The organism is Burkholderia sp. WSM2232 (assembly GCF_000472545.1).
In the GTDB taxonomy this organism is placed as follows: Bacteria; Pseudomonadota; Gammaproteobacteria; order Burkholderiales; family Burkholderiaceae; genus Paraburkholderia.
This window is the reverse complement of the sequence record NZ_AWZV01000008.1, coordinates 113372-133545: the sequence shown is the minus strand read 5'-3', so window position 1 is coordinate 133545 and position 20174 is coordinate 113372. Positions and strand designations below refer to the sequence as shown.

Sequence of the window (20174 nt, the reverse complement as noted above, 5' to 3'; positions counted from 1 at the left end):
TTTGCGGCGCACGCCAGGCGTGCCCGCCTTGCGAACGCGGTGAAAGCCGTGAACCCTGCGAACGCTGTGAACGCGACCTCAGCCGCGCGTCAGCTCTTCGATGCGCGCGCGTACCCGCGCCACCACCGGCGCCCATGCGCCCACTGCGGGTTGCCTGAACAGTTCGATCGAATCGTACCAGGGCGTAATCGCCGCCTCGCTGCCCCAGAACCATGCCGACACATGGTCGATCATCAAACAGGTCGGCACGCCGAGCGCGCCCGCAAGATGAGCCGGCCCGCTGTCGATCGTGACCGTCAGATCGAGATTCGCGAGCAATGCGGCGACATCGTCGAAGCCTGATTGAAAGTGGTGAGTGAGGTCGACCACGTCGAGGCCCTTTGCACGCCACTGCGCGACAGTCTCGCCCCGCTCGGGCGAAAGCGCGAAATACGTCACGCGAGGCACGTCCAGTAAGGGCTCGAGTTGCTCCGCCGGCACCGAGCGCCGCGTGTCGCGAATATGGTCAGGATTGCCGTTCCACACAAGGCCCACGCTGCGCTTGCCGGGCATTGCGCCGACGCATTCCCGCACGCGCCGTTGCCAGATTTGCGCGAGCGTGGGGTCCGCGTTCAGATAAGGCGCGCCCCAGCCATGCGGGTCGACGATGCCGAGGCGCAGCGGCAGGCTCATCAGCCCGCAATGAAAGTCAGGCTGCGTTTCCAGGCTGGTTTCGAGCCGCAGGTCCGCGGGCAGCGTCCGCTCGAACAGCGCTCGCAACGGTCCGTCGTGACCGAAGATCACCGTGCCGCCCTCGCGCCGGGCGCGCTCTGCGAGCAACGGCAGAAAGCGCACCGCCCACACGCAATCGCCATTGCCTTGCTCGCCGTACACAACGAGCGTCTTGCCCGCCAGCGACTCGCCTTGCCAAGGAGCGCTGATCTCGGCGAGCGCGCTTTGCGCGCTGTTCAGCTCGCCGCCGCCAAACGCCATACGCGCTTCGTAGCGCGCCCAGCCCTCGACGAAACGGCCGCTGCGCATCTCCAGTTCCGAGAGGTCGAACAACGCGTACGCATTATCCGGCGACAACGCGAGCACCTCGCGCAGCAACGCCTCAGCTTGCGCAAAGCGCCCCTGCTCCTTCAGGCACAAGGCGAGCTTGTGAAGCGCCACCGGATTGCCCGGCACCACACGCACCGCGTCGCGCAACAACTGCTCGGCGGTAGCAAAATCGTCGCGATGCTGAACCGCGGCTGCACGCCAGACCAACGCGTTGGCGTCCGCGGAATTTTGCGCGAGCAGCAACGTAGTGGCCTCCTCGACCAAGGCCCACTCGCGCACGACGAACGCGGTTTGTGCAATCGTATGCAGCAGCGTGCAGTGACAGGCGGGATCTGCCTGATAAGCCCGCACGAACGCCACGAGCGCTTCGCGCCGCAACGCCTTGTCCTGGCCGGCGCGTTGCAACAGCGCCTCGCCTAATGCGAGATAGTCTTGCGCGGTGGCCTGCGGTGTCAACGCGCGGGCACGCAACGCCGGCAGAACAGCGTCTGCCGGCTCCAGAAGAGGTTGACTCATGCGAAAACGCCGCTCGCGCAGCGCGATTCAGACCGCCAGAAGCGTGTCGTTACGGCGCGCTGGCCGCGATCTTCGGCGTGCTTACCGAGACGTCGCCGCATTGCGCGCGGTGGCGCAGCGCGTGATCGATCAGCACCAGCGCGAGCATGGCCTCCGCGATCGGCGTAGCGCGAATGCCGACACACGGATCATGCCGCCCGAACGTTTCGACAACGGCGGGTTGTCCCGCTTTGTCGATCGAGCGGCGCGGCGTGCGGATGCTCGACGTCGGCTTGATCGCGATGGATACGGTAATGTCCTGACCGGTCGAAATGCCGCCGAGCACCCCGCCCGCGTGATTGCCGACAAAACCCTCGGGCGTCAGTTCGTCGCCATGCACGGAGCCGCGCTGTGCGACGCTGGCAAAACCAGCGCCGATCTCCACGCCCTTCACCGCGTTGATGCCCATCATGGCGTGGGCGATGTCCGCGTCGAGCCGGTCGAACAGCGGCTCGCCAAGGCCCACGGGCACGCCCGAAGCCACCACGTTGATGCGCGCGCCGATCGAGTCGCCGTCCTTGCGCAGCGCGTCCATGTAAGCTTCGAGCTGCGGCACGATATCGGCATTCGGCACGAAGAACGGATTCTCGCGCACCTGCGCCCAGTCGACGAACGGCACGTCGATCTCGCCGAGCGCCGCCATGTAGCCGCGCACCTCCGTGCCGAACTTCTCGCGCAGCCACTTCTTCGCGACCGCCCCCGCCGCGACCGTCGGCGCGGTCAGGCGCGCGGACGAACGTCCGCCGCCGCGATAGTCGCGAATGCCGTACTTCTGCCAGTAGGTGTAGTCGGCGTGGCCCGGACGGAAGGTGTCCGCAATATTGCCGTAGTCTTTGCTGCGCTGGTCCGTATTGCGGATCAGAAGCGCAATCGGCGCGCCGGTGGTCTTGCCTTCGAATACGCCCGAGAGAATCTCGACCTTGTCTTCTTCCTGACGCTGCGTGACGTGGCGCGAGGTGCCGGGCTTGCGGCGGTCCAGTTCGAACTGGATGTCCGCTTCGTCGAGCGCCATGCCCGGCGGGCAGCCGTCGATCACACAGCCGATAGCCGGGCCGTGCGATTCGCCGAAGGTCGTGACAGTAAAAAGCGTACCGAGGGTGTTGCCGGACATGGGCGTCGTCCAAAGGATGCGGGGAAAGCGCTATTATGCCAGCCCCTCGCCGCCCAAGGCGCCGCCGGGCGCCGTCTTATGACTTAAGGCCAGGCTCCGGACAGGTCCAGAATAGGCCGCCCTACTTGCGCGCCCCGCGCAATTCCGTGACGATTTCTTGCAGCAACTCGGGCGTGGCGAGCGCCGGTTCTATCGGCTCGGCAACCGCGAGTGTCAGGCGGCTCATCACGCCCTTGTGCATCGGCCGCGGCCAGCGCGCGTCATCGGCGCGCGAAAACACGCTGCCCCACAATCCGCGCAGCGCCATGGGAATGACCGGCACGGGCGTGCGGCGAATGATCTCCATCACGCCATGACGGAACGGATTCATGTCGCCGGTTCGCGTGAGCTTGCCCTCCGGAAAGATGCACACCAGTTCGCCCTCGGCGAGCGCCTGCGCGCAGCGCTCATAGGCGCGTGCGAGCAACTGCGCGTCCTGGTGGGCGGGAGCGATAGGAATGGCCTTCGCATGACGAAACACCCAGCCCGCGAATCGCGTCTTGAATATCTGATGATCCATTACGAAGCGGATCGGCCGCGGGCTCTCGGCCATGATCACGACCGCATCCACGAAACTTACGTGATTGCACACAAGAACGGCCGCGCCTTCATCCGGAATCCGCTCTGCATGAACGAGACGAATGCGGTAGAACGTGTGCACCAGCACCCATGCGATAAAGCGCAGCAGAAACTCGGGCACCAGCGAATAGATGTAGCTTGCCACCACGATGTTGAGCAGCGCAGTCACAAGAAAAATGGCTGGAATGCTCAAGCCCGCCGCCGTCAGCCCGATCGCCATGAGCGACGAGACAATCATGAACAGCGAATTCAGAATATTGTTCGCGGCGATGATGCGCGCCCGGTGGCTCGGCTGGCTGCGGCTCTGGATCAGCGAATAGAGCGGCACGCTGTAGAAGCCACCGAACATGGCGAGCAGGAACAGATCGGCAAGCACGCGCCAATGCATGGGCCGTGCGAGAAACTCGCCGACGCTCAGCAGGTGCCCGGCAGACGGCAACGCGTGGCTCGCGAAAAAAAGGTCGATGCCGAACACGCTCATGCCGATCGAACCGAGCGGCACGAGGCCGATTTCGATCCGCCGCTTCGAGAGCTTTTCGCACAATAGCGAGCCGAGGCCGATGCCGACCGAGAACGTGCCCAGCAGCACGGTCACCACGTCCGGATCGGCGGACAGCACGTCTTTCGCATAGCTGAAAAACGACGACAGAAACGTCGCGCCCACGAACCACAGCCACGATATGCCGAGCAGGCTCAGAAACACCGTGCGGTTTTCGCGCGCGAGCTTGAGGTTTCGCCAGGTTTCGCTGACCGGATTCCAGTTGATGCGCAGCTCCGGCTGCGGCGCCGGCGTGGTCAGCACGAAGGCCGACACCATGCGCCCTGCGAGCGCAATCGCGACGCACGCGCAAGCGAGCACCAGCGCACCATGCTCGACGAACCCCGCGCTCGCGCCGCCGACAATCGTGCCGACCAGAATCGCGACGAAGGTGCCCATCTCCACCATGCCGTTGCCGCCCACGAGTTCCTGGTTCGACAGATGCTGGGGCAGATACGAGTACTTGACCGGCCCGAACACGGTGGAATGCACGCCCATCAGAAACGTGCACAAATACAGCAGCGGCGCGCTGTGCAGCAGAAAACCAGCGCCGCCGATCAGCATCACGACAATCTCGAAGCTCTTCACGAGACGCGTGAGCATCGCCTTGTCGTACTTGTCGGCGATCTGTCCGGAAGTGGCCGACAACAGCACGAAAGGGAGAATAAAGATGGCCGAGATGAGAAACGCCGCTGTTTTGGGATCGACGCCAGAAAAGCGCGCCGCCTGAAACGTGACGAGCGACGTAAAGCCGATCTTGAACACGTTGTCGTTCATCGCGCCGAGGAACTGGGTCCAGAAAAACGGCGCAAAACGACGCTCGCCAAGCAGCTTGAACTGCGATTCGTGGCTGCCGTGCCGACGCGCGGCGCGCCGGGCGGCGGACAGCGCGCGCGTAGGGGGTGTGGGAGGCAACGGTCTGTGACTCATGTCGTGCGAGAGACGGATCGGAAAGCAGACGCCTGCGCAACACCCCGCAAGCCGCGCGCCGTGTGATGGCGGCGCGCACAAAAAAAGCGCGCGCTCTCGCGCACGCCTTCACTGGATGGCGGGTTCAGCCGCCGCGTATCAACGCGCCGGCTGCTGCCCCTGCTCTTCCGGCCAGTCGCGAATGTACGCCTTCAGCATGCGATTTTCGAAACCCTGCTCTTCGACCACCGCCTTCGCGACGTCGTAAAACGAAATCACGCCCATCAGCGTGCGGCTTTCCAGCACCGGCAGATAACGCACGTGATGCTCGAGCATCATGCGGCGTACTTCGTTGACGTCTGTTTCGGGCGTGCAGGTGAGCGGATGATCGTCCATGACCTTGCGAATGGTGGACGTGCCCACGCTTCCGCCATTTTCCTTGAGCGTGAGGATAATCTCGCGGAATGTCAGCATACCGACCAGGTCGCCGTACTCCATGACCACCAGCGAGCCGATGTCGTGCTCCGCCATGGTGTTGACTGCGTCGTGCAGCGGGGTATCCGGCGTAACCGTGAAAAGGGTGTTGCCTTTGACTTTAAGAATGTCGCTGACTCGCATAATCTGTCTCCCAAAATACCCGCCAGGCATGTAATACATCAATGACTTTCGATCCTAGCGGAAAGGCCCATAAAAGGAAAGCGGCCCGCCCATAAAGGCGCGGCGGGCTTGCGCCGCGACTCAACGGCCTGGCGGCGCGCCCTTCGCATCGGGAAAACCGCGCTTGATGCGTGCCATGCCGGTGATACGATGGCCGCCACCTTGACCTTTCGCGAGGCTGTCCGTGGCCTTGCCGACCCGCATGTCCGCCAACCGTTTCGACACGCTTGCGCTGCACGCCGGCGCCGCTCCCGATCCCACCACCGGCGCGCGCGCCACGCCCATTTACCAGACTACGTCGTTCTCGTTTCGCGACGCCGATCACGCCGCCGCGCTTTTCAACATGGAGCGCGCGGGGCACGTCTACTCGCGCATCTCGAACCCGACCGTTGCCGTGTTCGAGGAACGTGTCGCGGCGCTCGAAAACGGCGCGGGCGCGATCGGCACGGCAAGCGGCCAGGCCGCCTTGCATCTGGCGATCGTCACGCTGATGGGCGCGGGCTCGCACATCGTTGCGTCGAGCGCGCTGTACGGCGGCTCGCATAATCTGCTGCATTACACATTGCCCCGCTTCGGCATTGAAACGACCTTTGTCAGACCGGGCCATATCGACGGATGGCGCGCCGCGCTGCGCCCGAACACCCGGCTGCTGTTCGGCGAAACGCTCGGCAATCCCGGCCTCGACGTGCTCGACATTGCCACCGTCGCGCAGATCGCTCACGAGCACCGGGTGCCGCTTCTCGTCGACTCTACCTTCACCACGCCGTACCTGCTCAAGCCGTTCGAGCACGGCGCGGACTTCGTCTATCACTCGGCCACCAAGTTTCTGGGCGGCCACGGCACGACGATCGGCGGCGTGCTGGTGGACGGCGGCACGTTCGACTTCGACGCCTCCGGACGCTTTCCCGAATTCACCGAGCCTTATGCCGGCTTCCACGGCATGGTGTTCAGCGAGGAAAGCACGGTGGCGCCCTTCCTGCTGCGCGCCCGCCGCGAAGGCTTGCGCGATTTCGGCGCCTGCCTGCATCCGCAAGCCGCATGGCAGCTTCTGCAAGGCATCGAAACGCTGCCTTTGCGGATGGAGCGCCACGTCGCCAACACGCGCCGGGTCGTCGAGTTTCTCGCCGGCCATGCGGCGGTGGAAGCCGTCGCGTATCCCGAACTGCCGACGCATCCCGATCACGCGCTCGCCCAACGTCTTCTGCCGCGCGGCGCGGGCGCCGTGTTCAGCTTCAATCTGCGCGGCGACCGCGCGGCCGGCCGCCGCTTCATCGAAGCGCTGTCGCTGTTCTCGCATCTGGCCAATGTCGGCGACGCACGCTCGCTGGTGATCCACCCGGCCTCCACCACGCACTTCCGCATGGACGCCGCCGCGCTCGCCGCGGCAGGCATCGCGGAAGGCACGATCCGGTTGTCCATCGGCCTGGAAGATCCGGACGATCTCATCGACGACCTGAAACGCGGCCTGAAAGCATCGCAGAAGACCTCGCCGAATGCTTCGCCCAACGCCTCACCCAACGCTTCACCGAAAGCACCACGAGAAGCCGGGCACCATCCGGCGTCGAGCAGCGCACCGCCCACAGGCGGCACCGCCACTTCGCAACCGCGCCCGGAGTCCGCATGATTCTCACCGTTCAAGGCAAGGCCGCCTATGCCTACACCGGCGGCAAACCGTTTGAGCCGAGCCTGCCGACGGTTGTGTTCATTCACGGTGCGGAGCACGACCACAGCGTGTGGGCGCTGCAAACGCGCTACTTCGCGCACCACGGCTTCGGGGTGCTGGCCGTCGATCTGCCGGGACACTGTCGCAGCGCCGGCCCCGCGCTTCACACCATAGAAGCGCTGGCGCACTGGCTCGCCGCCCTGCTCGACGCTGCGAACGTCGAGCGCGCCTGCGTGATCGGCCATAGCATGGGGTCGCTCGTCGCGCTCGACTTTGCCGGCCGCTATCCGCAGCGGACCACGCATCTCGCACTGCTTGCCACGGCCTTGCCGATGGCCGTATCCGACAGCCTGTTGCAAGCCGCGCTGCACAGCGAGCCGGAAGCTATCGGCATGGTCAACCAGTGGTCGCACTCCACCTTCGCGGCGAAACCTTCTTGCCCAGGCCCCGGCTTCTGGCTGCACGGCATGAACCAGCGGCTCATGGAACGCGTGTCGACAAAAGGCGAGACTCATCTCTTTCACACAGATTTCACCGCTTGCAACAACTATGCGGACGGCCTCGTGCGGGCGGCCCAGGTCCGCTGTGCGACGCGCCTCGTGGTGGGCCGCCGCGATGCGATGACGCCGCCACGCGCAGCCAAAGCGCTTGCAGATGCGCTCGCCCAGGCGGGCAATCCGGTCGACACGATCACACTGGAAGCCGGGCATGCGCTGATGACCGAGCAGCCCGACGCCACGCTCGACGCGCTCTTCGGCTTCGCTTCACAACCCGCACGCGTCACAGGCTAGCGCTTTGCCGCCGGCGTGGCGCCCATCCCACGCCGCAGCGTTGATTCGTTCACGATAGCGGCAGCAAAGCGTCGGCGCCATCGTCCGAATGGCCAGGTTGCGCGAGGCACACGATAGCCGCACAATGGTTTGGAACGTTCCGTTGCGGGCGCCGTCGGCAAGCTGATGTTCCGGCATGTCGAAGGACCGGCGCGCCGCGAAAACAGAACGTGGCATACGCCCGCGCAATCGCCGCGCACAGCAATCCGGGAGGCCCTCATGGCTCATACCGCGCATACCGATCACTTCGCGAACTTCGCGGAGTTTTATCCGTACTATCTGAGCGAACATCGCAACCTGGTGTCGCGACGGCTGCATTTCGTCGGCTCGCTCGCGGTGATTGGCTGCCTCGCGATGGCGCTTGCCACCGGCGACTGGCTGTGGCTGCCTGGCGCGGTGGTGTGCGGATACGGGTTCGCCTGGGTCGGGCATTTTTTCTTCGAGAAGAACCGGCCGGCAACCTTTCGCCATCCGCTCTACAGCCTGATGGGCGACTGGGTAATGTTCAAGGACATCTGCGTGGGCAAAATTTCGTTGTAGCGCGAGCGGCGCGAGCGGCCGTAATCAGCGCCTACGCTAGTCAGCGCCTACGCTAGGCCGCCTGATGCGGCATGGAGGACGTGCCGCGATCGTTTTCGTCGGCCGCTGCGGCGCGCGCGGCGGCGCGGGCCGTGAGCAGCGTCGCGAGCGTCACCTTCAGCCTGTCGTTTTCGAGCGCGGCGAGCAGCATGGCGCCGTCCACGCGAGTGGAGGCGAGCTGAAGCTGATATTCCAGTTCGGCACGATCCATCACGAACAGATCGTACAGTTGCTGCACGGTGATCTGCGCCGGATTCGCCAGCAGCAGAAAGTGCGGGCGCGAGGCGTCTTCCTGCAATTGCGCGATCCATCCGACCTGTTCCAGCCTTTGCAGCAGATAGACGGTAGTGTCCATATCGCGGCGAAGCATGCGCGATAGTTCGGTTACCGTATAACCGCGCTTGCCGGCGTCGCGCGCCTCGCAAAGCCGTGCCAGCAGTTCGAGAGAGTCGAACAGATTACTGCCCTCGAAAGTCGGGCGATGAAACTGGCCGATGCGAATGGCCGGCAACGCCGAGGCAATCATCGCGCCCGCCAGCGTGATGAACCAGCAGAGGTACATCCAAAGCAGGAACAGCGGCACCACCGAAAACGCACCGTACACCGCGGTGTAGGTAGGCATGCGCCGCACGTAATAGCCGAAGCCGCGCTTGGCGAGCTCGAAGGCGATCGCCGCCGTCACGCCGCCGATCACCGCATCGCGCCATTCCACGCGGCAGTTCGGCAAATACACGTAGAGAATCGTGAAAGCGAGCGCCGTGAGCGGCAAGGCAGCGCCCGCGAGCGCCCATTCGATCACCGGCGTCATGCGCTGGGCGGCGCTGAAGGTCATGGACTGCGTGAACAGATACGACGAGATGGAAAGACTCACGCCAATCAGGATCGGACCGAGCGTAATGATCGCCCAGTACACGAGGATGCGCTGCGCGACAGGCCGCGCCTTGCGCACGCGCCAGATCACGTTGAAAGCGGATTCGATCGTCATCATCGTCATCACGCCGGTGAGAAACAGCAGCACCATGCCGATGGTCGTCAACCCCTTCGCCTTCGCCGCGAACTGATTCAGATACTTGAAGATCTGGCTGTTCAGTTGCGCGGGCATCAGGTGGTCGGCGAGGAAAAACTGCAGCGACTCCTGGAACGAACTGAACAGCGGGAACGCGGTGAAGAGCGCGAACGCAACGGTGGCAAGCGGCACCAGCGCGAGCATCGTGGTGAACGTGAGGCTGCCGGCCACCTGGGGAATACGGTCTTCGCTGCTGCGCTTCGCGGCGAATTGCGCGAGCCGCTTGAGCGTGTCGAGATCGAAACGCACCCTGGACAACAAACCTGCCTCCTTGCTTTCGTCAAAGCGTGTTGCGGGACCGCCAGGCGCAACCTCGGACGCAGCTTGCGCGAGGCCTGGCCAAATGGCTATGAAGGGCTGGGAACAGCCTGTAGAGCGGACCCAAGCCCTATAATACCCGTTCACCGATGAGGCTTATGAAAGACATTCTCGTGCTCTATTACAGCCGTCACGGCGCCACGCGCGAACTCGCGCTGGCGATCGCGCACGGCGTCGACAGCGTCCCCGGCATGCAGGCGCGCGTGCGCACCGTGCCGGCAGTCTCGGCCGTTTGCGAAGCGACGCAGCCCGACATTCCCGCTGAAGGACCGCCGTATGTCGAACTGCGCGACCTCGAGGAATGCGCCGGTCTGGCGCTCGGCTCGCCCACCCGCTTCGGGAACATGGCCGCTTCGCTGAAGTACTTTCTCGATGGCACGACACCGCAGTGGCTCTCGGGCGCGCTCGCCGGCAAGCCGGCTTGCGTCTTCACGTCCACCGGCAGTCTGCACGGCGGCCAGGAATCCACGCTGTTGTCCATGATGTTGCCGCTGCTTCACCACGGCATGCTGATCGTCGGCATTCCGTACACGGAAACTGCGCTAACTACGACGCAAACTGGCGGCACGCCCTACGGCGCGTCGCATTTCGCGCGCGCGGGCAGCGCCGGGCAGGGCATTTCCGCGGACGAGAAAACGCTTGCCGTGGCGCTCGGAGCACGCATCGCGCGCACGGCGGCAGCCATGAGCGAGAGGCCATGAACAGCAGGCCACCGTCGGCAAACAGGCTCGCGGCGTTCGGCGCGAGCGCGTCACTCGTCGCGCTGATCGTTGTGTCGATTGCATGGGAGGCGTGGCTCGCGCCGCTGCGTCCGGGCGGCACGGCGCTCGTGATCAAGGCAGTGCCGCTGCTGCTCGCGCTGCCGGGTGTGTGGCGGCAGCGTCTTTATACGCTGCAATGGGCGTCGATGCTGATCCTGCTGTACTTTACCGAGGGCGTGGTGCGCGGCTGGAGCGATCGTGGCCTGAGTGCCGGCCTCGGCTGGCTGGAGGCCGCGCTCGCCGTGGTCTTTTTCGTCTGCGCGCTCGCCTACGTGGCGCCGTTCAAGCGCGCGGCGAAAGGCGCGGCAAAAAGCGCGACGAAAAACGGGGCGAAGCTGCACAGCGAACGTCCGGAAAGCGCGGACGTCTGAGGTTCACGCACCCGACTTTCCGCCGACTTTCCACTCGCCCTTCCGTCCAACTTTCACTCCACTTGCCAGCGCGCGTTGCCGCCGAACCCGCTGACCGATTCAGATGACCCAAACCGCTTTCCTCGCTGCCTGCCGCGACGCCATCGGCGCCGCTCATGTGCTGATCGATACGCACGACACCGCGCCCTACCTGACCGACTGGCGCCGCCGCTACACCGGCGCGGCCTGCGCAGTGTTGTGCCCCGCCACGCCTGCCGAAGTCGCGGCGCTCGTCAAACTTGCCGTCGAGCACCGCGTCGCCCTGGTGCCGCAAGGCGGCAACACCGGGCTTGCCGGCGGCGCCACGCCGGACGCGAGCGGGGCGCAGGCAGTCGTCAGCTTGCGGCGGCTCAACCGGGTGCGCGACATCGATCCGCACAACAACACGATCACCGTCGAAGCGGGCGTGATTCTCGCCGAAGTGCAAAAACGCGTCGAAGAAGCCGGGCGTCTCTTTCCGCTCAGCCTCGCTGCGGAAGGCAGTTGCACGATCGGCGGCAATCTCGCGACCAACGCGGGCGGCACCGGCGTTCTGCGCTACGGCAACACGCGCGAGCTGTGCCTCGGCCTCGAAGTAGTCACGCCGCAGGGCGAACTGTGGGACGGGTTGCGCGGGCTGCGCAAGGACAACACCGGCTACGATCTGCGCGATCTGTTCATCGGCGCGGAAGGCACGCTTGGCATCATCACGGCAGCCGTGCTGAAGCTGCACCCTCAGCCCGCCGCGCGCGTCACCGCGCTCGCCGCGCTCGCTTCGCCGCATGCAGCGCTCGAGTTTCTGTCGCTGGCTCAAAGCATCGCCGGGCCGCTGCTCACCGGCTTCGAACTGATGTCGGATTTCTGCCTGCGACTGGTGGGCCGGCATTTCGAGCAGATGCGCTATCCGTTCGCCGGATCGCACGCGCAGATCGTGCTGCTCGAATTGTCCGACAGCGAGAGCGAGGAGCACGCCCGCGCCCTCTTCGAACGGCTGATGGAACAAGCGCTGGAAAACGGCGTCGTGCAGGACGCGGTGGTCGCGGAAAGTCTCGGGCAATCGCGGGCGTTCTGGAATCTGCGCGAACATATCCCGCTCGCGCAGGCTGAGGAGGGCCTGAACATCAAGCACGATATTGCGGTGCCGATTTCGCGCATCGGCCACTTCATCGAGGAAACCGACGCCGCAGTGGCACAGGCGGCGCCCGGCGCGCGCATGGTGACGTTCGGCCATCTCGGCGACGGCAATCTGCACTACAACGTGCAGGCGCCCGAGGGGGTGGACGCGAAGGCGTTTCTCGCGCAGTACCAGAGTCCGATCAACCGCATCGTGTATGACAGCGTGCATCGGCATCGTGGCAGCATCAGCGCAGAACACGGCCTCGGGCAACTGAAGATCGACGAAGCCATGCATTACAAGCAGGATGTGGAGGTCCAGATGATGCGTGCCGTAAAACACGCGCTCGATCCGCTGAACCTCATGAACCCGGGCAAAGTGCTACGCTGAAAAGCGTGAAGCGCCGGGTCGAAGCCAGCCTTGCAAGGAGCCCTTTCGTGAAAATTCGCGTGCTGTCCGATCTGCATCTCGAGAACGACGAGCCGGAACTGATCCCGCATGCGCAAGCGGATCTGATCGTGCTGGCCGGGGACATCCACAATCACGCGGCGGGTCCGCGCTGGGCCGCCCAAGTGTTCGACGGCGCGGCGCCGGTCGTCTACGTGCCGGGCAATCACGAGTACTACGACGGCGAATTCGGCGCGCTTGAAACCGCCTTGTACGACGCGGCCGCGCAGGTCGATAACGTGCACGTGCTGAACAACGCCGCGCTAGTCGACCCGCAGGGCCGCTGGCGCGTGCTCGGCACGACGCTGTGGACGGATTTCGCGCTGTTCGGCGCGGACAGCGCCGCGCTGGAAGAGTCGATCGAGGTGTCGCGGCGCGTCATGCTCGACTTTCGCGGCCTGATTCAGGTGAACTGGCCGCACGACGTGGCAGACCGTGCACAGGCAGAGGCGCGCGACTTCGCGCCCAGCGACGCACTCGCTCTGCATCGCGAGGCGCGTGCGTGGCTCGCGCACGAACTCGCTAAACCCTTTGCCGGCCAGACGATCGTGGTCACGCATCACGCGCCGCATCGGTTGAGTCTCGCCGAGCGCTATGCACAGGACCGCGCGTCCGCCGGCTTCGTCAACCACCTGCCCGAACTCGTGCGGTCGCCCGTCGCGCTATGGATTCATGGGCACACGCATACGCCGTTCGACTACACGGTGAACGGCACGCGCGTGGTGTGCAATCCGCGCGGCTACTACGACCGGCGCACCGGGCAGTGGGAGAATCCGCTCTTTGCGTGGGACAAGGTTGTCGAGATCTAGCGCTGCGGCTCGCTGCGGCTTCGCGCAATTCAGGCGCCGCTTCGCCGCAGCCGCGAACCGCGAACCGCGAACCGCGAACAATGATCCGCTACCGCCCGCTGCGCGGCTTCCCCGCTTCGCGACGCTCGACCTTGACCGGCGCAAGTTGCGGCTGCTGTTCGCGCAGGCGACGCAGCAGATCGCGAGATGCGGCTATGCCGATCAGTCCAAACATGACGGCCACGCCGATCATCAGATGCGTATCCATGAAATCCTCGTGCTTCGGTATTTGCGGTTGCCGAATGGCGGCGGCGAAAACAACGCGCTCGTCAAACGCAGCGCGTTAACCACACCGTAGCAAATCGATCCGCAGGCGGAAGTAAGGAAATGTTGCGGCGCGGCGCCGATGTAACGGGCTGCATCCGCTCTCGCCCGCAGCCCGCCGAGCGGCGCGTCGAACAGCGCGCTGAGCCGCCTACTGAGCCCCCGCGGTGCGCTGAGCCGCCTGTTGATCCGCCTGCTATCTGCCTGCACGCCCGCAGCGCCCCCTTCCCAGCCGCCCAACTGAGCCCTTACCCGGCATCAAGTCCGCGCAAACTGCCGCAACTCGGCCTGATCGACCGCGAGAGTCGACGGAAGCTCCTCGCGCAAATGCTCGATCCACGTGCGGATTTTCGCGTCCAGATACTGGCGCGACGGATACAACGCATACAGATTCATTTCCTGCGATGTGTATTCCGGCAGCAGCCACAGCAGTTCGCCTTTGCGCAGGCCGCTGATCGCCGAATAGATGGGGATCAGGCCGATGCCCATGCCGCTCGTCACCGCCACGGCCATCGCCTCTGCCACGTTCACCTGGAACGTGGCGGGCCCGAGCGTGATGGTTTCCTCGCCGTTCGGGCCGTCAAAGGTCCATTTATCCGGCGGGAACACCGGCGTGACAATTTGCAGGCAGGTGTGATGCGCGAGATCGGAGGGCGTTTGCGGCACGCCGTGCTTTTCCAGATAGGCCGGCGACGCGCACGCAATGCTGAACGCGCTGCCAAGGCGCTGTGACACGAGCCCCGAATCGGGCAGTCCGGTGGCGAGCGTCAGCGACACGTCAAAGCCTTCGTCCAGCAGATCCGGCATGCGCTGCGCGAGCGTCAGCTCGACCTGCACCTCGGGGTAGCGCTCCCGGTAGCGGCCCACGGCCGGCACCACATAGTGCTGGCCGAAGCTCGTCATGGCATGAACCTTCAGCTTGCCGGACGGACGCGCATGCGCGTCGCTCGCCTCGGCTTCCGCCTGATCGACATACGCGAGGATCTGCTCGCAGCGCTGCAGGTAACGCTCACCGGCTTCGGTCAACGCGATGCGGCGCGTGGTGCGATTCAGCAAACGCGTGCGCAGATGCGCTTCCAGATCCGAAACCGCGCGCGACGCATAGGCGGTGGTCGTATTCAGGTGCTGCGCGGCACCCGTGAAACTGCCCGCTTCGACGACGCGGACAAATACGCGCATGTTCTGGAGCGTATCCATACCTTTCCTTACTGCTCAATTGTGTGGCGACTGACCCTAGGATTGTTGCACGGTTCGCAAAGACGATTATCACAGTCCTCGTAAGAATTCCTTGCATCTTTACCGGTTATTCCGCAATCCGTCAAAAAATATAATCGGCGGATCGCATCTACCGTCAAATTGTGGAGGAAATGGTGCAGTCTCCGGTAACGAAAAGGGTCACCGCCGCCGCGGTTCTTACGATCCTATTAACAATGGCCGGCTGTGCAAGTACCGGGGGCATAGCACCTCAAGCAACCCGCACGGACGCGGCGTCGCTCGACGCGGGCAACGCGATCCGCGCGGCCGCCGCGGACGCCCAATGGCCCGCCGCCGACTGGTGGCGCACCTACCGCGATCCGCAACTCGACGCGTGGATCGAAGCCGCGCAGGCCGGCAACCCGAGCCTCGCAGCAGCGCAAGCACGCGTGCGCGAAGCCATGTCGATGGCGGGCGTCGCACGCTCCGCGCTCGCGCCGCAGGTGAACGCAGACCTGTCGATCAAGCGCCAGAAATGGGCCGACAACCTGTACTACGGCCCGGGCCCGCTCGCCGGCGAGCAGTCGTGGAACAACACCGGCACGCTCGCACTCTCCTATCACCTCGACCTGTGGGGCAAGGACCGCAACGCCGCCGAACGCGCGCTCGACGCCGCGCACGCCAGTGCCGCCGACGCACGCGCCGCGCAACTCGAGCTGCAGGCGAACGTGGTGCGCACCTATATCGAGATGTCGCTGAACTACGCGCTGCTCGACATTGCCCGCGCCACCCTGGAGCAACAGCAGCAAATCGCCGACCTGGCCCATCGGCGCCTGAAGGGCGGCATCGGCACGCAGCTGGAAGTGAGCCAGGCCGAAACGCCGCTGCCGGAATACGAGCGGCAAATCGATGCGCTGGAGGAAAGAATCGCGCTCGGGCGCAACCAGTTGGCGGCGCTCGCGGGCAAGGGCCCGGGCGCGGGCGACTCGCTGCAGCGGCCGGTGCTCTCGCTCGCCGGCCCTGCCGGCTTGCCGAGCGCGCTGCCCGCGGAGCTGATCGGCCATCGGCCGGACGTGGTCGCCGCGCGCTGGACCGTGGCAGCGCAAGCGCGCGGTATCGACGTCGCGAAGGCTGGGTTCTATCCGGACATCGACCTGCTGGCATCGATTGGCGGCTACGCGGCCATGGGTCCGCTGTTCCAGTTCCTGAAGAATCCGTCGCATAGCTGGAGCGCCGGGCCGGCGCTCTCGCTGCCGATTTTCGACGGTGGCCGCCTGCGCGCGCAGCTCGGCGCGGCAACGGCCGGTTACGACGAAGCCGTGCAGCAGTACAACCAGACGATTGTCAGCGCGTTGAAGGATATTTCCGATCAGGTGATCCGCATGCGTTCGCTGACCACGCAAGCGCAGGATGCCGAGCGATCGGTGGCCGCCGCGCGCAAGAATTACGAGCTGTCGCGCGAAGGTTATCGGCGCGGTCTGACCGATTACGTGAACGTGCTGATCGCGCAGAACCAGTTGCTGCGCGCGCAGGAAGGCGTGGCGAAGATTCAGGCCGAGCGGCTCGGCGCGCATGCGTCGCTGGTTACGGCTCTGGGCGGCGGCCTCGACGAACCGGGCAACGGCCCGCAGGCCAGCCAGACGCTGCCGGAGCAAAGCGAGGGGCAAGGCGACAACCCGGGCAACAACGCCCGCAACAACGCAGGGAAAAATCAAGGCAAAGGCCGAGCCACGACTCAAGGACAGTCCGCCGACACGTCCGTCGACGTCCGGCTTCGTCACGCGCCCGGGCACCCGCTCGCCGCAACCTCGACACCCCTATCGGCCAGCACGGCACCGGGTGCGCGAAACAGCGCGGCCGCAGCCGGCGCGCCAGCAACCGATTAAGGAGGCCGCCATGTCATCCTCCCCTGCCTGCGCCTCGCGCCCCGCGTCAGTCTCCGCCTGGTACCGCGCGGCTGCGGACTGGGCGCGCACCGACGGTCTCACGTGGCTCTACCTCTTCAAGGCGCTCGCCGCCTGTTTCCTCGCGCTCGGCATTGCGATGAAGCTCGACCTGCCGCAGCCGCGCACTGCAATGACCACCGTGTTCATCGTGATGCAGCCGCAAAGCGGCATGGTGTTCGCGAAGAGCTTCTACCGGATCTGCGGCACGCTGGTCGGCCTCGTCGTGATGCTGGCGTTGATCGGACTTTTCTCGCAACAGCCGGAACTGTTCATTGCGACGACGGCGATCTGGGTCGGCATCTGCACCGCCGGCGCCGCGCGCAACCGCAACTTCAGGTCCTACGGCTTCGTGCTCGCGGGCTACACTGCCGCGCTGATCGGCATTCCGGCCGCGCAGCATCCGGACGGCGCGTTTCTCAGCGCGCTCACGCGCGTCGCCGAAGTCGTGCTCGGCATCGTCTGTGCGGGCGCGGTGAGCGGCCTCGTGTTCCCGCAGTTCGCCGGCTTGCAGATGCGCGGCGCCGTGCGGGCGCGCTTCTCGGCGTTTGTCGACTACGTGTCGGCGTCGCTCGCCGGCCGCAACGACCGCGCGCAGATCGAGGCGACCAATGCGCGCTTTGTCGCGGACATTGTCGGCTTCGAGGCCGCGCGCAGCGTCGCCGTGTTCGAAGGCCCGGATTCGCGCATGCGCGCCGGCCGTCTGGCGCGCCTGAACAGCGAGTTCATGACGGCGTCGACGCGCTTTCACGCGCTGCATCAGCTGATGAACCGCTTGCGCAATGCCGGCACGCCCGGCGCGAACATCGCCATCGACGCGCTGGAGCCGTACTTCAAGCAAATCGCGCCGCTGCTCGCGAAGTCCGGCGAGCCGGTGCTGAGCGCCGCGGACGCCGCCCACGCCGCCGCGCAGCTCGACGCCTACAAAGCCGCACTGCCGCGCCGCGTGCGTGCGACCCGTGCCGCGCTCGAAACGCATCCCGACGCGCCGTTGCTCGACTTCGACACGGGCGCGGAACTGCTGTATCGCTTCATCGACGATCTGCATGCTTATGCGGCCACCTACGCGTCGCTCGCCGTGGACACGCACGAACGCGAGCGCTGGGTCGAACGCTACGAGCCAAAGACGAATGCGCTCGCGGCGGGTGTGGCCGGCCTGCGCGCGGCGCTGGTGATGATGGCGCTCGGTGCGTTCTGGATTGCGACCGCGTGGCCCAGCGGCTCGACGCTCACGCTGAACGCGGCGGCGGTGTGCGCGCTGGCGTCGTCGTCGCCCGACCCGAAACGCACCGTGTTCCAGATGGCCGGCGGCACGCTCACGGCGTCGCTGACCGGCCTGCTCGCGGTGTACGGCGTGTTTCCGCACATCGACGGATTTGCGCTGCTGTGCGCCGCCCTCGCGCCGTTCCTGCTGCTGGGCGTTTTCATGACCACGCGGCCCGCGCTCGCCGGCTACGGCGTCGGCTATTGCATCTTCTTCAGCTTTCTCGCCGGGCCGGACAACCTGGTGCATTACGACCCGAGCGGCTTCATCAACGACGCAATCGCGCTCGTGCTGTCGATGCTGGTGTCGTCGCTCGGCTTTGCCGTGTTGCTGCCGCCCTCCACGCCGTGGCTGCGCAACCGGCTGCTCGGCGACCTGCGCCGTCAGGTGGTGCTCGCGAACCGCGCGCGGATGAGCCGGGTGCGCTCGCGCTTCGAGAGCGGCGCGCGCGATCTGATGTTCCAGATCAACGCGCTCGCGCGCAACGACCCGGCCGCGCGGCGCGACACCTTGCGCTGGCTGTTCGCGGTGCTCGAAACCGGCAACGCGGTGATCGATCTGCGCCGCGAACTGGCCACGCTGCCCGCCGACCCGCGCTATGCGAAGACGGCGCCGTGGCGCGCGTCACTGCGCACGATGGGCGACGCGCTGACTGCATTGTTCGAGCGGCCGCACGGCCGGCGCTTCGAGCGCGCTCTCGGCGCCACCAACGAGGCGATCAGCGCCGTGCAGGGGCTGCTCGCGAGCGTGGCGGGCCCGTCGGGTCCGTCGGCCCCCGACAGCCCGGCGGGTTTAGGAAGCCGGCGCGAGGAGCGCCACCAGCTACAGCGCATCCTGAGCCATCTGCATTTCATTCGTACCGCGTTGCTCGACCCGCAGTCGCCGCTTGCGCCGTTGACGGGCGCGCGGACCGACGCCTCGCAAGGAGTTCCTCATGCCGCGTGACATTGCCGTTTTCGACGCCTACGTGCCCGCCATCGTGCTGCTGTTCATCGCGGGCGCGGCGCTTACCTGGGTGCTGGATCGCGTGATCGCCTATACGGGCGTCTATCGCGTGGTGTGGCACCCGTCACTGTTCCGGGCCAGCCTGCTCGTCTGTGTGTGCGGCGTGCTGGGCCTCGCCGTTTATCGTTGATCAGAGTCGAAACATGACCATTCGAAATCTTGTTGGCTTCGTCGCGACAGCCGTTATTTTTGTCGTCGCCATCCTGCTTGGACGCGTGCTGTGGGTCCATTACATGGACGAACCGTGGACGCGCGACGCACGCGTGCGCGCCGAAATCGTCAACGTGGCGCCGGACGTGTCGGGCGCCGTCGTCGAGTTGCCGGTGAAAGACAATCAGCTGGTAAAGAAAGGCGATCTGCTGATGCAGATCGATCCGTCGCACTACCAGATCGCGGTGGAGCAGGCGCAGGCCGCGGTGGCCGCGCGCAAGGCGGAATTGCAGATGCGGCGCGACGACGCGCGGCGTCGCGCGGACATGGATTCGCTGGTGGTGTCCAAGGAGAGCCAGGAAAATGCGGCGCATACGGCGTCGGCCGCCGAGGCTGCCTATCAGCAGGCGCTCGCCGCGCTCGATGCCGCGCGGCTCAACCTCGCGCGCACTCGCGTCGTGTCGCCCGTCGACGGCTATGTGACGAACCTGAACGTGTTTCGCGGCGACTACGCGACGGCCGGCGCGGCCAAGCTCGCCATTGTCGACAGCCACTCGTTCTGGGTGTATGGCTACTTCGAGGAGACCAAGCTGCCGCACGTGCATATCGGCGACAAGGCGGAAGTCCGGCTGATGAGCGGCGGCACGCTGCAAGGCCACGTCGAAAGCGTCTCGCGCGGCATTTACGACCGCGACAATCCGCAAAGCCGCGAACTGCTCGCCGACGTGAACCCGACATTCAACTGGGTCCGGCTCGCGCAACGCGTGCCGGTGCGCGTGAAAATCGACGCGGTGCCCGAGGGTGTGATGCTGGCGGCGGGGCTGACCTGTACCGTGGTCGTCAAAGAAAGCTGAGCGCAGAGCGGGCCGGCGCGCCCGGTTCGACCACCGCGGCGGCCGGGCCGCCGCCC

General features: G+C 65.6%; 18 protein-coding genes. 11 read left to right on the top strand and 7 right to left on the bottom strand.

Annotation, left to right across the window (positions count from 1 at the left end; genetic code table 11):
* Positions 1 to 78: 78 nt before the first annotated feature.
* The 4 genes from F757_RS0108300 to F757_RS0108285 form a co-directional block, all read right to left on the bottom strand.
* On the bottom strand, positions 79 to 1557 hold the full coding sequence (locus F757_RS0108300; protein ID WP_027211003.1) for a tetratricopeptide repeat protein: 1479 nt from the start codon (positions 1555 to 1557) through the stop codon (positions 79 to 81).
* 49 nt (positions 1558 to 1606) lie between these two features.
* The gene (aroC, locus tag F757_RS0108295; RefSeq protein ID WP_027211002.1) at positions 1607 to 2707 is read right to left on the bottom strand and encodes a chorismate synthase; all 1101 of its coding nucleotides are present in this window, start codon (positions 2705 to 2707) and stop codon (positions 1607 to 1609) included.
* A 121-nt stretch (positions 2708 to 2828) separates the two neighbouring features.
* A complete protein-coding gene (locus F757_RS0108290; RefSeq protein ID WP_027211001.1) occupies positions 2829 to 4793 on the bottom strand; it encodes an MFS transporter in 1965 nt (654 codons plus the stop codon).
* A 138-nt stretch (positions 4794 to 4931) separates the two neighbouring features.
* Positions 4932 to 5390 carry a CBS domain-containing protein gene (locus tag F757_RS0108285; protein ID WP_013339939.1) on the bottom strand — a complete coding sequence of 153 codons (459 nt, stop codon included), beginning with the start codon at positions 5388 to 5390 and terminating at the stop codon, positions 4932 to 4934.
* 241 nt (positions 5391 to 5631) lie between these two features.
* Here F757_RS0108285 and F757_RS0108275 point away from each other — a divergent pair, with 241 nt between their 5' ends.
* From F757_RS0108275 to F757_RS0108265, 3 genes are all read left to right on the top strand, one after another.
* The gene (locus F757_RS0108275; RefSeq protein ID WP_035466511.1) at positions 5632 to 7053 is read left to right on the top strand and encodes an O-acetylhomoserine aminocarboxypropyltransferase; all 1422 of its coding nucleotides are present in this window, start codon (positions 5632 to 5634) and stop codon (positions 7051 to 7053) included.
* The gene (locus F757_RS0108270; protein WP_027210999.1) at positions 7050 to 7883 is read left to right on the top strand and encodes an alpha/beta fold hydrolase; all 834 of its coding nucleotides are present in this window, start codon (positions 7050 to 7052) and stop codon (positions 7881 to 7883) included. The genes F757_RS0108275 and F757_RS0108270 overlap by 4 nt, the downstream gene beginning before the upstream one ends.
* 258 nt (positions 7884 to 8141) lie before the next feature.
* A complete protein-coding gene (locus tag F757_RS0108265; protein WP_027210998.1) occupies positions 8142 to 8462 on the top strand; it encodes an Mpo1-like protein in 321 nt (106 codons plus the stop codon).
* 52 nt (positions 8463 to 8514) lie between these two features.
* On the opposite strand, the gene F757_RS0108260 is transcribed toward F757_RS0108265, so the two are convergent.
* Positions 8515 to 9828, bottom strand: coding sequence for a YihY family inner membrane protein (locus F757_RS0108260; protein ID WP_198021368.1), 1314 nt, complete (start codon positions 9826 to 9828; stop codon positions 8515 to 8517).
* A gap of 155 nt (positions 9829 to 9983) precedes the next feature.
* On the opposite strand from F757_RS0108260, the gene wrbA reads away from it, so the two are divergent.
* The 4 genes from wrbA to F757_RS0108240 all read left to right on the top strand — a co-directional run bounded on the left by wrbA (position 9984) and on the right by F757_RS0108240 (position 13405).
* Complete coding sequence (gene wrbA / locus F757_RS0108255) at positions 9984 to 10586, top strand: NAD(P)H:quinone oxidoreductase (RefSeq protein WP_027210996.1); 603 nt, start codon at positions 9984 to 9986, stop codon at positions 10584 to 10586.
* A complete protein-coding gene (locus F757_RS0108250) occupies positions 10583 to 11017 on the top strand; it encodes a DUF2069 domain-containing protein (RefSeq protein WP_027210995.1) in 435 nt (144 codons plus the stop codon). Before wrbA ends, F757_RS0108250 begins: the two co-directional genes overlap by 4 nt.
* Before the next feature lie 103 nt (positions 11018 to 11120).
* Positions 11121 to 12539 (top strand): FAD-binding oxidoreductase, encoded by a 1419-nt coding sequence (locus F757_RS0108245; RefSeq protein ID WP_027210994.1) that lies wholly within the window; start codon positions 11121 to 11123, stop codon positions 12537 to 12539.
* A 47-nt stretch (positions 12540 to 12586) separates the two neighbouring features.
* On the top strand, positions 12587 to 13405 hold the full coding sequence (locus F757_RS0108240) for a metallophosphoesterase (RefSeq protein ID WP_027210993.1): 819 nt from the start codon (positions 12587 to 12589) through the stop codon (positions 13403 to 13405).
* Positions 13406 to 13493: 88 nt separating this feature from the next.
* Here the strand turns inward: F757_RS0108240 and F757_RS36110 are convergent, their stop codons facing one another.
* Positions 13494 to 13652 (bottom strand): hypothetical protein, encoded by a 159-nt coding sequence (locus F757_RS36110; protein WP_198021367.1) that lies wholly within the window; start codon positions 13650 to 13652, stop codon positions 13494 to 13496.
* Positions 13653 to 13966: 314 nt separating this feature from the next.
* Positions 13967 to 14905, bottom strand: coding sequence for a LysR family transcriptional regulator (locus F757_RS0108230; protein WP_027210991.1), 939 nt, complete (start codon positions 14903 to 14905; stop codon positions 13967 to 13969).
* Positions 14906 to 15078: 173 nt separating this feature from the next.
* Between F757_RS0108230 and F757_RS0108225 the strand changes: the two genes are divergently transcribed.
* From F757_RS0108225 to F757_RS0108210, 4 genes are read left to right on the top strand one after another with little or no spacing between them, the layout of a single operon-like run.
* Positions 15079 to 16788 (top strand): efflux transporter outer membrane subunit, encoded by a 1710-nt coding sequence (locus F757_RS0108225; protein ID WP_027210990.1) that lies wholly within the window; start codon positions 15079 to 15081, stop codon positions 16786 to 16788.
* Positions 16789 to 16798: 10 nt separating this feature from the next.
* Positions 16799 to 19054 (top strand): FUSC family protein, encoded by a 2256-nt coding sequence (locus tag F757_RS0108220; RefSeq protein WP_027210989.1) that lies wholly within the window; start codon positions 16799 to 16801, stop codon positions 19052 to 19054.
* Positions 19044 to 19244 (top strand): DUF1656 domain-containing protein, encoded by a 201-nt coding sequence (locus F757_RS0108215; RefSeq protein WP_012433767.1) that lies wholly within the window; start codon positions 19044 to 19046, stop codon positions 19242 to 19244. The genes F757_RS0108220 and F757_RS0108215 overlap by 11 nt, the downstream gene beginning before the upstream one ends.
* A gap of 13 nt (positions 19245 to 19257) precedes the next feature.
* Positions 19258 to 20118, top strand: a complete 861-nt coding sequence (locus F757_RS0108210) for an efflux RND transporter periplasmic adaptor subunit (RefSeq protein ID WP_027210988.1) — start codon at positions 19258 to 19260, stop codon at positions 20116 to 20118.
* Positions 20119 to 20174 lie beyond the last annotated feature (56 nt).